This window comes from Pedococcus ginsenosidimutans, from assembly GCF_039544395.1.
GTDB lineage: Bacteria > Actinomycetota > Actinomycetes > Actinomycetales > Dermatophilaceae > Pedococcus > Pedococcus ginsenosidimutans.
In genome coordinates, this window is record NZ_BAABLO010000001.1 from 749301 (window position 1) to 761642 (window position 12342).

14 protein-coding genes and 1 tRNA gene are annotated in these 12342 nt (G+C 72.5%); 8 read left to right on the forward strand and 7 right to left on the reverse strand.

Annotated elements, in window-relative coordinates; translation table 11 throughout:
- The first annotated feature begins 13 nt into the window (after positions 1-13).
- Complete coding sequence (locus tag ABEA42_RS03755) at positions 14-793, forward strand: fructosamine kinase family protein (RefSeq protein ID WP_345501282.1); 780 nt, start codon at positions 14-16, stop codon at positions 791-793.
- Positions 794-835: 42 nt separating this feature from the next.
- Here the strand turns inward: ABEA42_RS03755 and ABEA42_RS03760 are convergent, their stop codons facing one another.
- Entirely contained in the window at positions 836-1339 is a 504-nt protein-coding gene (locus tag ABEA42_RS03760; RefSeq protein ID WP_345501283.1) for a mycothiol transferase, read from the reverse strand.
- Positions 1340-1373: 34 nt separating this feature from the next.
- A complete protein-coding gene (locus tag ABEA42_RS03765; protein WP_425571980.1) occupies positions 1374-2903 on the reverse strand; it encodes an MDR family MFS transporter in 1530 nt (509 codons plus the stop codon).
- A 120-nt stretch (positions 2904-3023) separates the two neighbouring features.
- Between ABEA42_RS03765 and soxR the strand changes: the two genes are divergently transcribed.
- A complete protein-coding gene (gene soxR, locus ABEA42_RS03770; protein WP_345501284.1) occupies positions 3024-3491 on the forward strand; it encodes a redox-sensitive transcriptional activator SoxR in 468 nt (155 codons plus the stop codon).
- A 92-nt stretch (positions 3492-3583) separates the two neighbouring features.
- On the opposite strand, the gene ABEA42_RS03775 is transcribed toward soxR, so the two are convergent.
- Positions 3584-4318 (reverse strand): hypothetical protein, encoded by a 735-nt coding sequence (locus tag ABEA42_RS03775; RefSeq protein WP_345501286.1) that lies wholly within the window; start codon positions 4316-4318, stop codon positions 3584-3586.
- A 363-nt stretch (positions 4319-4681) separates the two neighbouring features.
- Here ABEA42_RS03775 and ABEA42_RS03780 point away from each other — a divergent pair, with 363 nt between their 5' ends.
- Positions 4682-5197 carry a hypothetical protein gene (locus ABEA42_RS03780; RefSeq protein ID WP_345501288.1) on the forward strand — a complete coding sequence of 172 codons (516 nt, stop codon included), beginning with the start codon at positions 4682-4684 and terminating at the stop codon, positions 5195-5197.
- Between the two features lie 12 nt (positions 5198-5209).
- Here the strand turns inward: ABEA42_RS03780 and ABEA42_RS03785 are convergent, their stop codons facing one another.
- Together ABEA42_RS03785 and ABEA42_RS03790 are read right to left on the reverse strand one after the other, a co-directional pair.
- A complete protein-coding gene (locus ABEA42_RS03785; RefSeq protein ID WP_345501290.1) occupies positions 5210-5773 on the reverse strand; it encodes an NYN domain-containing protein in 564 nt (187 codons plus the stop codon).
- Between the two features lie 46 nt (positions 5774-5819).
- Complete coding sequence (locus ABEA42_RS03790; RefSeq protein WP_345501291.1) at positions 5820-6062, reverse strand: DUF3072 domain-containing protein; 243 nt, start codon at positions 6060-6062, stop codon at positions 5820-5822.
- Between the two features lie 142 nt (positions 6063-6204).
- On the opposite strand from ABEA42_RS03790, the gene ABEA42_RS03795 reads away from it, so the two are divergent.
- A complete protein-coding gene (locus ABEA42_RS03795) occupies positions 6205-7065 on the forward strand; it encodes an aldo/keto reductase (RefSeq protein ID WP_345501293.1) in 861 nt (286 codons plus the stop codon).
- Between the two features lie 116 nt (positions 7066-7181).
- Here ABEA42_RS03795 and ABEA42_RS03800 read toward each other — a convergent pair whose 3' ends face one another.
- Entirely contained in the window at positions 7182-9263 is a 2082-nt protein-coding gene (locus tag ABEA42_RS03800) for an NAD(+) synthase (protein WP_345501295.1), read from the reverse strand.
- A gap of 62 nt (positions 9264-9325) precedes the next feature.
- Here ABEA42_RS03800 and ABEA42_RS03805 point away from each other — a divergent pair, with 62 nt between their 5' ends.
- On the forward strand, positions 9326-9760 hold the full coding sequence (locus ABEA42_RS03805) for a DUF1810 domain-containing protein (RefSeq protein WP_345501297.1): 435 nt from the start codon (positions 9326-9328) through the stop codon (positions 9758-9760).
- 96 nt (positions 9761-9856) lie between these two features.
- Here ABEA42_RS03805 and ABEA42_RS03810 read toward each other — a convergent pair.
- A tRNA-Leu gene (locus tag ABEA42_RS03810) sits at positions 9857-9939 on the reverse strand.
- A gap of 215 nt (positions 9940-10154) precedes the next feature.
- Here ABEA42_RS03810 and ABEA42_RS03815 point away from each other — a divergent pair.
- From ABEA42_RS03815 to ABEA42_RS03825, 3 genes are all read left to right on the forward strand, one after another.
- Entirely contained in the window at positions 10155-10631 is a 477-nt protein-coding gene (locus tag ABEA42_RS03815) for a DUF2690 domain-containing protein (RefSeq protein WP_345501298.1), read from the forward strand.
- A 274-nt stretch (positions 10632-10905) separates the two neighbouring features.
- Positions 10906-11796, forward strand: a complete 891-nt coding sequence (locus ABEA42_RS03820) for a DUF3662 and FHA domain-containing protein (protein WP_345501299.1) — start codon at positions 10906-10908, stop codon at positions 11794-11796.
- A gap of 10 nt (positions 11797-11806) precedes the next feature.
- Positions 11807-12331, forward strand: coding sequence for an FHA domain-containing protein FhaB/FipA (locus ABEA42_RS03825; RefSeq protein WP_345501300.1), 525 nt, complete (start codon positions 11807-11809; stop codon positions 12329-12331).
- Positions 12332-12342: the final 11 nt, after the last annotated feature.

Sequence of the window (12342 nt, forward strand, 5' to 3'; positions counted from 1 at the left end):
CGAGGATGGGCGGGTGAGCGCCGACCCGGTCTTCCGCAAGGGGAGTGCCTCCGCGCCCGACGGCTACTTCCGTTGGGAGGCCTGCGGGCTTGCGTGGCTGGCGGCGGCCCCCGGCGGCGCACCGGTGGTCGACGTGGTGGCGGTGGAGGAGGACCACCTCGACCTGAGGCGGCTGTCGTTCGTCAACCCCGACCCTGCGATGGCCGAGGCGTTCGGCGCGCGGCTGGCGCGAACCCACGACGCCGGCGCGGCTGCGTTCGGGAGCGCCCCCGACGGGTGGGAGGGCGACGGCTACCTCGGGCCGGCGACCTCGCTCCTGCCGCTACGACTGCGGCCGACCGCGTCGTGGGGCGAGTTCTTCGCCGACCAGCGCATCCTGGCCGTGCTCGCCCTCGGTCGCGAGCAGGGGCTGTGGCACCACCGGTCCGAGACCGGTGTCTTCGAGGCCGTGGCGCGCCGGCTGGCACGCGGGGAGTTCGACGACGGCGCGCCGCCGGCCCGCATCCACGGCGACCTGTGGTCAGGCAACATCGCCTGGACCGCCGGCGGCGGCGTCCTCATCGACCCGGCGGCCCACGGCGGCCACCGGGAGACCGACCTGGCGATGCTCGCGCTGTTCGGCTGCCCGCACTGGGACTTCGTCATCGGCGGCTACCTCGCCCAGCACCGGCTGGACGCGGAGTGGCCGAAGCGCGTTGCCCTGCACCAGCTGCACCCGCTCATGGTGCACGCGGTGCTGTTCGGTGGCGACTACGTCCACCGGGCCGTCGAGCTGGCCCGCCGCTACCGCTGAGCCGGCGTCCGCGGCCGGGTCGGCCCGGTCGCTTCCCTCCGGTCAGCCGAGCAGGCCGCGCGCGTAGGCCGCCTGGCCAAGGTGCTGGGTGTCGTCGTTGACGACACTGACCAGGCGCACGCCCAGGGTCACAGGCGGGTCCCAGTGGCGGTCGACGACGCGGTCGAGGTCCTCGGGCGCCAGCCCCGCGACGTACCGAAGGGTCTGCTGGTGCACCGCGTCGAGGTAGCCCAGGAGCTGGTCGGCCTCGACGCCGCGCACCTGGCCGACCTGCTCGACGGAGTGGCCGTAGCCGGTGTCGGCCGCCTCGAACGGCAGGCCGAGGCGCTCGTGCCAGCCACCGGAGGTCCACACCTGCTCCAGCCCTGCGGCGTCGGCGACGTGGTCGTCCTGCACCCGCGCCAGGTGCCACACGAGCCAGCCGACGGTGTTGGCACCCTCGTGCGGCCGGTGGGCGAGCTGGTCGGCATCGAGGCCGTCGACGACCCGCTCGGCTCCTTCCCGGATCCGGGTGAACGCGTCCGTCAGCAGCTCGGCAGGAGTCATGTCCTCGATGGTAGGTCGCCCCGCGACGCCTCGGTCAGTCGAAGCGCAGGGGCTCGGTGCGGCGCGGCATCACGAGCACCGCGAGCACCATGGCCACGGCGAGGACGACGACCCCGAGGAAGACCTGGTGGGTGGCGCCGGTGAGGGCCGCCCGGACGAAGTCGCGCACGGTGGTGCTCACCCCGGTGCCGCCACCGAGCACCACGGCGGCGTCGTCGGCGGTTCTGGGGAGCTTGCCCGTCGCTCCCGCCGGCGGCGTCGCGAAGTCCCTGGCGAGGGTCGCGTTGGCGATGGCGCCGAACACCGCCACGCCGATGGCGCTGCCGACCGAGCGAGCGAACAGGTTGGTCGCCGTGACGACCCCGCGGCGGTCCCAGTCGACCGAGGACTGCACCGCGACGAGGGTCGGCACCGACGCGTACCCGAGCCCCACCCCGACGAGGAACGTGAACGCGGCGATGGTCCACAGGCTCGTCCGGGCGTCGACGAGCAGCAGGAGCGCGCTGCCGAGCACCACGAACGCCACCCCGAGGATCGAGGTGTTGCGGAAGCCGAAGCGCATGTAGATCCGCCCGGCCGAGGCTGCGGCGAGGGGCCAGCCGATGGTCATGGCGCCGAGGGCCAGGCCCGACAGCAGCGCGCCGAAGCCGAGGACACCCTGGGCGAAGGTCGGGACGTAGGAGGTGAGGCCGATGAGCACGGCACCGATGACCAGCGACGCGGCGTTGGCGCCGACGAGGACCCGCCGGGTGAACACCCACAGGGGCAGGATCGGCTCGGCTGCCCGCTTCTCCACGAACAGGAACGCCACTAGCAGCACGACGCTCGCCACGACGATCCCGATGCCGGTGGCCGACAGCCACGCCCACGACCGACCGCCCTCGAGCAGCGCGAGGATGAGGAGCGAGACCCCCGAGGCGAGCAGGATGGCGCCGGCGTAGTCGATGCGGTGCCTCGTGCGCTCGATCCGCTCGTGGAACCCGCGCAGCAGCATGACGGTCGCGACCGCCCCGATGGGCAGGTTGACGAAGAAGATCCAGCGCCACGACACGTACTCGGAGAAGACGCCGCCCAGCGTGGGGCCCACGATCGAGGCGATGCCCCACACGCTGGCGATGAAGCCCTGGACGCGGGCCCGCTCCTCCACCGAGTAGATGTCGCCGATGATCGTGATCGACATGGGCATCACGGCGCCGGCGCCGAGGCCCTGCACCACGCGCGAGGCGATGAGCAGCGGCATGGTCCACGCCGCCCCGCACAGCACCGAGCCGACGAGGAAGAGCGCGATGCCCACGAGCATGACCGGCTTGCGGCCGAGGCTGTCGGCGAGCTTGCCGTAGATCGGCACGGAGACCGCCTGCGCCAGCAGGTAGATCGAGAACAGCCACGGGAACTGCGAGAAGCCGCCGAGGTCGCTGACGACCGCGGGCACTGCCGCCGCGAGGATCGTCGCGTCGATGGCGACGAGCGCGGTGCACAGCATCACCGCCAGCAGGACGGGTCCGCGTTCGCTGCGCAGGCCGACCGCGCTCCTGCCGGGGGTCGTGCTGGTGTCGTGGGTCACGTCAGGCGGCAACTCCCCGGGAGAGGCCCGGTATTCCGCGGCCTTGCCCGGCGGGGCGCGCAGGGCGCAGACTCAGACCTCAAGCGAACTTGAGGATGGACCGACTGGAGGGGGCGAGTCGTGGAGCCGACCGACGTCCTGACGGTCTCGGAGGTGGCGCACCGCAGCGGCTTCGCGCCCTCGGCCCTGCGTTACTACGAGGCCCAGGGCCTCATCGAGGCGGCGCGCACCGCCGGGGGACAGCGGCGGTACGCCCGCAGCGTGCTTCGCCGGCTCGCGTTCATCCGCGCCGCGAGCAACGTGGGGCTCGCCCTCGAGGAGGTGCGTGCCGAGCTGGCCCGGCTGCCGGCTGGTCGCACCCCCACCAAGTCGGACTGGCACCGCATCTCGGTGGACTGGCGAGCCCGGCTGGACGAGCAGGTCGCGGCCCTGGAGGCGCTGCGCGACAAGCTCGACTCGTGCATCGGGTGCGGGTGCCTGTCGTTGAAGCAGTGCAGCATCTCCAACCCGGCCGACAAGGCCGCGGACTCCGAGGACGCCCCCGGCGCGGCGTACCTCCCCGACCTGCTGCGCCGCCCGACGCACTGACCGGCGGGCCACCCGGCGCACGGGTGGCGCACGGGTGGCACGGATGGGGCGCGCGGGCGGGCGCACGCGCGCCGCGGGGAGCTCAGGCCCTGCTAGCGGGTCGGGGCCGACCTGCTGAGCCGGCGGCGCGGAGCGTCGGCAGGCGCGGCCGTGGGGACCTCGGGCGCCTCCGCGGCCGCAGCCTCGGACAGGCGCTCGATGCGGGCCCGGGTGTCGCGGATGGTCGTGGCGAGCAGGGCGACGAGGCGGTCCACCGCGTCGTCGACGCACGCGACCGCGATGCCCTCGACGGCGTAGGCGACCACGTGCGGAGCCGTCTGGCGGCGGAACACCCGCTCGCTGACGCGGGTGTCACGGGAGTAGCGCCGTGCCCAGGCGTGGGCTTCCGGCGCCTGCGCGAACGCCTCGTCGCAGAGGCGCAGGAGGTCGTCGTGCGGTCCGGGCAGGCTGCTGGCCAGGGCGCGGCAGGTGAGCAGGCCCACGGCCATGACGTTCTGGCGGGCCACGGGCGCCACGGGCAGGGCAGCCGCCGCCGCGTGCACCGCGATGGCGACGTCGAGCTCGAGGTCGTCACCGGTGAGCCCGACGACGTCCGGGATCAACCCGACGATCCGGGGCCGGTCGAGGTCCGTGAGGGAGTCGTTGACGAGCCGGGCCATGGTGGCCAGCAGCGGATGGGTGCACGACGGGTGGTCGCTCCAGCGCTCCCCGGCGAGGAAGGACGCCATCTCCATGAAGCACGCGCCCTTGCGGGGGTTGCGGTGCTTGCCGGCCGACAGGACCGGGACGACGTCGGGAAGGGGGACCACCTGCTGACCGAACCTCATGGCGCCTCCATCGGCGACGTACCCCCGCGGGCCGACCCCGCCGGACGTTTCCACTATGCGCCTCGCATCCCCCGGCGCGCCAGAGGTGCGTGAGCCCCGGCTCGTCATCCCAACCGGGGACAAACGAAGGCGTCCGCGCGGCACGGCTCCGCCGCGTGGTGGAGGACGCCCGCCCGCCGCTGCCTGATGTGCCGGACGCCGGCGCTGCCGACCATTGGAGGTGTCGGGGAGCCCCCGCCAGACGCCGCGTCAGACACGCCGGCAGGGGCCACCCGACACCAGTACCGAGCCGGCGCAGGGCCCACCCCGCACCGCACGGTCCCGAGACGAAGGCCGCACCGCAGGGTGGAGAGAGGTCAGGACATGACCGTCATCGAGCGCATCTACGACAACGCCTGGTACGTCGCGCACGCAGCACCGGGGATGCGCGAGCAGCTGGCTGCCGACATCACCCGGACCTGGATGGCCTGCGAGGCCGCCCGCGAGGACGCCGGCCGGGCGCGCACGGTTGCCGGGTTGTCGGCCGCCCGGTCGGCCCTGGCCCTGTCCTTCGGCAACGTGACCCAGGCGGAGTACGACCGGGCCCGGGCTCGGGCCGCCGAGGCCGCCCGCTGCACCGACATCATCGACGGGCACGCGTTCGGCATCCGACGCGACCTCGGCCCGAACGGGGCCATGACGGTCGACATCGCCTCGTGCACCCTCCTGCGCCGGGCCACCCTGAGCGTCGGCGCCAGGGGCGAGGAGTGGACGGCCGACCTCTACGACCCGCAGTCCCGCGTCGACCGGTTCACGACCACGCTCGGCAGCGACCCGTGGGACGCCGTCCACAAGGCCTGCGCGTGGATCACGACCGGGGTGTTCCCAGCGTCGAGGTGAGGCCCCCGGCGCCTAGATGAAGTCGAACGGGTCGAACTCGTCGATCGGGATGATGCGCACGCGCGGCAGCCGGGCGGTGAAGGCGTCGACGTCGTACTCGAGGTCGAAGAACTCCAGCCCGCGGCTCTCGAGCTCGACGAACGCCTTGCTCCGGAACTCCAGGAAGCCGATGAGCCCCAGCTTGCGGCCGTCGCACAGGTCGCCCAGCTGGGGCACGAAGTCGCTGTCGTGGCTGACGAGCATGACGTCGGCGTCGCGGGCCTTGAGCGCCTCGATGGTGCGCTGGATGGCGATGTCGACGACCTTCTCGTGCGGTCGCCCCGACAGCGGGACCGGGCGGTACTCCATCGCGAGCAGCGCCTGGATGAACCCCATCGGCAGGTCGCCGTTGGCCGCGAGGAAGAACAGCCCCTTGGCGGGCTGGTCCCACTCCTCGGCGGCGAAGTTGAGCAGCCGGTCCCACCGGGGCCGCTCGTCGGGCTGCGGGCGCCGCGACAGGATCGAGGTGCCCAGGGTCGCGTCGATGTTCTCGCCGTCGACGAGCACGTACGTCGTCCGCTGAGCGTGGTCGGCCATGGGCCCGACTGTATGCCGTCGCGGCGCCCCCGCGTCGGCGCTCGCCCTACGTGGCATCCCCACCGCGGAGCCGGTCGATGTGCTGCGACGCCTCCGCCTTGGTGAGGTCGGCCGGCAGCTCCTCGCCGGCCTGCTTGGCGAGGGTGTCGAGGTAGCTCTTCTGGCTCTCGGTCATCGGGTCGTCGCCGCTGACCCAGTCGGACGGGTCCTTCTCGAGGGCGGGGTCAGTGACCGGCTCGGTGGCGCCGATGGTCTCGACGCCGTCGGGGATGTTGTTGTCGTCGCTCATGGTTCGAACATACGTGCGGTCCACGCAGTGCGCACGCCGGGCGACGCGCTCCGTGGCTCCCAGCCCACCTGCGCCCTTCGAGTGGGCACCGCCGCCCGGCCCGACCTAGCGTTGACGGGCCCCCTCCCACGAAAGGAAGCCCATGCAGCAACGCACGCTCGGCGACACCCAGGTCAGCGCCATCGGACTCGGTGGCATGCCCATGTCGATCGAGGGCCGCCCCGACGAGGAGCGTTCGATCCGCACCATCCACGCGGCGCTCGACGCCGGTGTCACCCTCATCGACACGGCCGACGCCTACCACCGCGACGCCGGCGAGGTCGGCCACAACGAGTCGCTCATCGCCAAGGCGCTGCAGTCCTGGGGCGGCGACACCTCCGCCGTCGTCGTCGCGACCAAGGGCGGACACCTGCGCCCCGGCGACGGGTCGTGGACGCTCAACGGCCGACCCGAGTACCTCAAGCAGGCGGCCAAGGAGTCGGCCCGCCGCCTCGGGGTCGACGCGATCGGCCTCTACCAGTTCCACCGTCCCGACCCGGACGTCCCCTACGCCGAGTCGGTCGGCGCGATCCGGGACCTGCTCGACGAGGGCGTCATCGTCCGCGCCGGCATCTCCAACGCGAACGTCGAGCAGATCGACCTCAGCCAGGAGATCCTCGGCGGCAGGCTGGTCTCGGTGCAGAACCAGTTCTCGCCCAAGTTCCTGTCCAGCCGGGGTGAGCTCGAGCACTGCGCGGATCTGGGCATCGCCTTCCTGCCGTGGAGCCCGCTCGGCGGCATCTCCGACGCCTCGGAGCTGGGCAGCAACCACTCCGCGTTCGCCGAGGTGGCCAAGGCCCACGACGTGAGCCCTCAGCAGGTGGCGCTGGCGTGGGAGCTCTCCCTCGCCGACGTCGTCATCCCGATCCCGGGGGCGTCGCGACCGACCTCCATCGAGGACTCGGTCAAGGCTGCCGAGCTGGAGCTCACCGACGACGAGCTCGCCGCCCTCGACGGCCGCTGAGCCTGCCACTGCACGACGCTCGCGGAGAGTTTGAGCGCCTGACCCGGTGATGACCGGGTCAGGCGCTCAAAGACTCGGGTAGGGGACGCCCGGTCAGGGCCGGGTCAGGCCCTGGGTCAGGTTCGGGGCACCCCTGCGTCGAGCTCCTCGAGCCAGGCGCGGGCCGCGACGTCGGAGGGCATGCGCCAGTCACCGCGTGGCGACAGCGAGCCGCCCGCGACGACCTTGGGCCCGTTGGGCAGCGCCGACCGCTTGAACTGGCTGCTGAAGAAGCGGCGGAGGAAGACCTCCAGCCAGTGCCGGATCGTCTCGAGGTCGTACGCCGTGCGGCGGCTCTCGGGGTAGCCCGCCGGCCACTCACCGGACTCGGCGTCGGCCCAGGCGTGCAGCGCGAGGAACGCGACCTTGCTGGGCCGGGAGCCCCAGCGCAGCACGTGGTAGAGCGTGAAGTCCTGCAGGGCGTACGGCCCCACCGACGCCTCGGTCGACTGCATCGGCTCGCCCTCGGCGACGGGCACGAGCTCGGGGCTGATCTCCCGGCCGACGATCTGCAGGAGCGTGCCGTTGACCTCGCCCTCGAACTGGCCGCTCGAGACGACCCAGCGGATGAGGTGCTGGATCAGGGTCTTGGGGATCCCGGCGTTGACGCCGTAGTGCGACATCTGGTCGCCGACGCCGTACGTGCACCACCCGAGCGCGAGCTCGGACAGGTCGCCGGTGCCGAGGACGATGCCGCCACGCTGGTTGGCCGCCCGGAAGAGGTAGTCGGTGCGCAGGCCGGCCTGGACGTTCTCGAAGGTCACGTCGTAGACAGCCTCGCCGTCACCGGCGGGGTGGCCGAGGCCCTTGAGCATCTGCGTCGCGGCCGGGCGGATGTCGAGCTCCTCCCACGTGATGCCGAGGCTCTCCATGAGGTGGACCGCGTCGGCCTTGGTCTCGTCGCTCGTCGCGAACCCCGGCATGGTGAACCCGATGATGTCGCCGCGCGGCCGGCCGAGGCGGTCCATGGCCTTGGCGGCGACGATGAGCGCGTGGGTCGAGTCCAGGCCTCCGCTCACGCCGATGACGACCTTGGGGTGGCCGATGGCCCGCAGCCGCTGCTCGAGGCCGGACACCTGGATGTTGTAGGCCTCGTAGCAGTCGAGCGCGAGCCTCGCCTCGTCGTCCGGGACGAAGGGGAACCGGTCGACCTTGCGCCGCAGGCCGATGTCGCCCGTCGGCGGCTTGAGCGCGAAGGCCAGGGTGCGGAAGTCCACGCCGTCGGCGGCGTCGACCCGCTCGGTACGGCGGTTGTCGTCGAACGAGCCCTGCCGCATCCGCTCCTGGCGCAGCCGGTCGAGGTCGACGTCGACGACGGTGGCCTGCGGGCTGTCGGGGAAGCGCTCGGTCTCACCGAGGAGGTCACCGAGCTCGTAGACCATGGTCATGCCGTCCCACGACAGGTCGGTGCTGGACTCACCGAGGCTCGCGGCGGCGTACAGGTAGGCCGCGAGGCAGCGCGCACTGGCGGAGCGGGCGAGCAGGTGGCGGTCCTCGGCGCGGCCCACGGTGATGGGCGAGGCGGACAGGTTGAGCAGGACCGTCGCGCCGGCGAGCGCCGCCTTCGCGCTGGGGGGCACGGGGACCCACATGTCCTCGCAGATCTCGACGTGCACCGCGAGCCCCGGTACGTCCTCGGCCTCGAAGACCAGGTCGGGGCCGAAGGGCAGGTCGCCGTCCTCGTCGGCGCCCGGCCAGTGCGGCGCGTGGTACCAGTCGCTGCGGGTGTCGTCGCCGGGGGCGAAGTGCCGCTTCTCGTAGAACTCGCGGTAGTTGGGCAGGTTGGACTTGGGGACGACCCCGAGGACCTCGCCCCGGTGGATGACGACCGCGCAGTTGAACACCCGGTTGCCGTGGCGCAGCGGGGCACCGACGACCACGACCGGCAGCAGCGCCCGGGTCGCGGCCGCGACGGTCAGCACCGCGCGGTCGACCGCGTCGAGCAGCACGTCCTGGAGCAGGAGGTCGTCGATGGCGTAGCCCGACAGGGTGAGCTCGGGGAACAGGGCGACCGCCACCCCGTCGTCGTGGAGCCGCCGCACCTGCTCGACGACTGCCTCGGCGTTGCGCGCCGGGTCGGCCGCGGAGACCGGCAGCGTGCAGGCGGCGACGCGGGCGAACCCGTGGCGGTAGGCGGAGCGGAAGTCCCCGTGGTCCATGGGCCGAGTCTGTCAGAGCGCAGGGGACGCGGTACGGAGTGCCGTTGGGGCAGCATGGGGGCGTGACCCACGACCTCACCCGCTTCACCACGGCCCAGGACTCCGACGGCACGTACGCCCGCGCGCTGGGGGAGCTGCGCTCGGGCGCGAAGCGCAGCCACTGGATGTGGTTCGTCTTCCCGCAGGTCGCGGGGCTCGGGCGCAGCGAGACCGCGCAGTTCTACGCGATCGACGGGCTCACCGAGGCGCGGGCCTACCTCGCCGACCCGGTCCTGGGGCCCCGCCTGCTGGAGTGCGCGCTGGCGCTGACGTCCCTCGACACCACCGACCCGGTCGCGGTTCTCGGGGCCGTCGACGCGCAGAAGCTGCGCTCGTCGATGACGCTGTTCGCCCGGGCCGCCGAGCACGCCGAGGACCGGGCGGTCTTCCAGGCCGTGCTCGACCAGTACTTCGCCGGCGCGGCCGACCCGCAGACGCTGGTGCGCCTCACGCCCTGACCCGGCGGTGACCCCTCGGTGACGAGCAGAGGCCGGCCACCACGGTGCGCAAAGAGAAGGACCCCCGACAACCGTCGGGGGTCCTTCTCTTCTGTGTGCGCGAGGGGGGATTTGAACCCCCACGCCCTTTCGGACACTGGCACCTGAAGCCAGCGCGTCTGCCGTTCCGCCACTCGCGCGCGGTGAACAGTGTGCTGTATCGGCACCCTGAACTCCAAACCGGGTCCGCAGCCCTCCTGCAGCGCACGGCGCCTGACCGAACGCTGACCAAAGGCGTACGTCGCGTTGGTTGTCGACCCCCGGGGCCCTTGGGATCGTTTCGGCGTCCCGACCGGGACACCGCTGTCCCGCTCGGGACGCCGGGGGGAACACCACCAGGAGGAACCACTTCACCATGCGCAAGTTCGCACTCGCCGTCGCACTCCTCGCGACGTTCATGATCGCGGCACCCCAGTCCGCCTTCGCTGCCACGTGCAGCGGGTCGACCTGCCAGGGCAAGGACCCGCAGGCAGCCGGCTGCTCGGCCGACGCGTACAACCTGACCGAGATGACGTTCAACCAGGACCGCATGGAGATGCGCTACTCGCCCTCGTGCGGGGCGGTGTGGACCCGGTGCACGACCGGCAACATCAGCACGGTCAACAACGACGCCGCGATCATCATGTACAGCCTGTCCTCCGACGCCTACATCGGGAAGTACACGGTGATGTGCAGCAACAGCGCCAAGGGCAACGTCCGCTGGACCCCCATGGCCAAGTTCAGCGGCCAGTACCTGCGCACCTGCGGCAAGAACCAGCTGCTCTACGGCGGACCCGACAACTCCGGCGACTGGCGCGGCGACAGCAACGCCTCCTGCACCGGCCGGCACTGACCCCCACGCAGTAGGCCACGACGCAGTAGGCACGACCACCCGGGGCCACCGCGACACGACGAAACGGCGGTTGCCCGGCAAAACCTCGGTCCACAGGCCGCGGTTCGCCGGGCAACCGCCGTTTTGCCGGTGTGACGGAGGCGGTCGGCACCGGACATCACGCGTACGGGGCGCGTGCCGGGCGCGTGCGGACGCCCAGCCCAGTCGAGCCGGTTACGATCGGGGCCACCACCTCGTGCGCCAGCCGCGTGACGTCCACCGTAAGGAGCGGGCCTTGGGACTGTTCGACCGTGTCGAGCAACGCCTCGAACGTGCCGTCAACGGTGCCTTCGCGCGCGCCTTCAAGTCAGAGGTGCAGCCCGTCGAGATCGCCAGCGCGATCCGTCGAGCCATGGACGACCGCGCCGCGATCCTCGGCCCCGGCCGCACGATCGTGCCCAACCTCTACACGGTGGAGCTGTCCGACACCGACTACGACCGCCTCGGCGGCTACGACGAGGAGCTCGAGAACGAGCTCATCGCGGCAGCCCAGGAGCACGCGGAGTCACAGCGCTACCAGCCCGGCGGCCCGCTGCAGGTGTCGTTCGCGAGCGCCAACGACCTCGAGACCGGGGTGTTCCGGCTCCGCACCTCGACGGCCCGCCGCCCGGGGGACGTGTCGGGGCGGCGTGACGACGGCCGGCGCGACGACAGCCAGCGCGACCAGCCCCGCAGTGCCGGCCTCCCCGCCGCGGCGGCCCCCCAGCCCGTCCCGGCGCCCGTCCCCCCGCCCGTGCCTGCCGCCCGCCACGTCGACGACGACGGCCTCGAGGCCACCCAGGCACAGGCCCCGGTGGCGCCCCCGGCCCCGCCGCGCCGGGTCAACCCGGCCGACCGGCCCTGGCTCGACGTCGACGGTGAGCGCTACCCGCTCATGGGCGCCATCACCGTCCTCGGCCGCGACGACGCGGCGGACATCGTCCTCGACGACCCCGGCATCTCCCGGCGGCACAGCGAGATCCGCGTGACCAACGACGGCCCCCACCTGGTGGCCAGCATCCGCGACCTCGGCTCGACCAACGGCACGTTCGTCAACAGCGAGCGCATCAGCAGCCAGCGACTGTCCGACGGCGACCGCGTCACGGTGGGCCGCACCTCCGTCGTCTACCGCGCCGGGAAGCGGTGACGGCGCTGCAATGAGTGAGCTCACCCTGACGATCATCCGGCTCGGACTGCTCGTCCTCCTGTGGATCTTCGTGTTCAGCGTCGTCGGCGTCCTGCGCGGCGACATCTACGGCACGCGCGTCGTGAGCCGTACCCCGCGCAAGCCCACGCCGCCCAAGCGCCAGCCCGCCCGGGCGGCCGCGCCCACCGCCACCCCCGCACCGGCGCCGGCTCCCAAGGGCCGGTCCCGGGGCCGCCAGCCGTCCGCCCCCCGCACCCTCGTGGTCACTCAGGGCGCCCTCACCGGCACCAGCCTGCCGCTGCGCGAGGCGGGCACCGTGATCGGCCGCAACCCCGAGTGCGCGCTGGTCCTCGACGACGACTTCGCGAGCGGCCGCCATGCCCGCATCTTCAGCCGTGACGGTGCCTGGTTCGTGGAGGACCTCGGCTCCACCAACGGCACCTTCCTCGGCATGGAGCGCCTGACCGGCCCCGTACGCGTGGAGGTCGGCACGACCATGCGGATCGGCAAGACCGTCATCGAGCTGCGGAAGTAGGCAGCGGCCCC

What these genes read in the sequence shown, in the direction of transcription:
- ABEA42_RS03760 (WP_345501283.1), bottom strand. Translation starts at nt 1,339, where the DNA reads ATGACTCCTGCCGAGCTGCTGACGGACGCGTTCACCCGGATCCGGGAA.
- ABEA42_RS03775 (WP_345501286.1), bottom strand. Translation starts at nt 4,318, where the DNA reads ATGAGGTTCGGTCAGCAGGTGGTCCCCCTTCCCGACGTCGTCCCGGTC.
- ABEA42_RS03780 (WP_345501288.1), top strand. Translation starts at nt 4,682, where the DNA reads ATGACCGTCATCGAGCGCATCTACGACAACGCCTGGTACGTCGCGCAC.
- ABEA42_RS03785 (WP_345501290.1), bottom strand. Translation starts at nt 5,773, where the DNA reads ATGGCCGACCACGCTCAGCGGACGACGTACGTGCTCGTCGACGGCGAG.
- ABEA42_RS03790 (WP_345501291.1), bottom strand. Translation starts at nt 6,062, where the DNA reads ATGAGCGACGACAACAACATCCCCGACGGCGTCGAGACCATCGGCGCC.
- ABEA42_RS03795 (WP_345501293.1), top strand. Translation starts at nt 6,205, where the DNA reads ATGCAGCAACGCACGCTCGGCGACACCCAGGTCAGCGCCATCGGACTC.
- ABEA42_RS03800 (WP_345501295.1), bottom strand. Translation starts at nt 9,263, where the DNA reads ATGGACCACGGGGACTTCCGCTCCGCCTACCGCCACGGGTTCGCCCGC.
- ABEA42_RS03815 (WP_345501298.1), top strand. Translation starts at nt 10,155, where the DNA reads ATGCGCAAGTTCGCACTCGCCGTCGCACTCCTCGCGACGTTCATGATC.
- ABEA42_RS03825 (WP_345501300.1), top strand. Translation starts at nt 11,807, where the DNA reads ATGAGTGAGCTCACCCTGACGATCATCCGGCTCGGACTGCTCGTCCTC.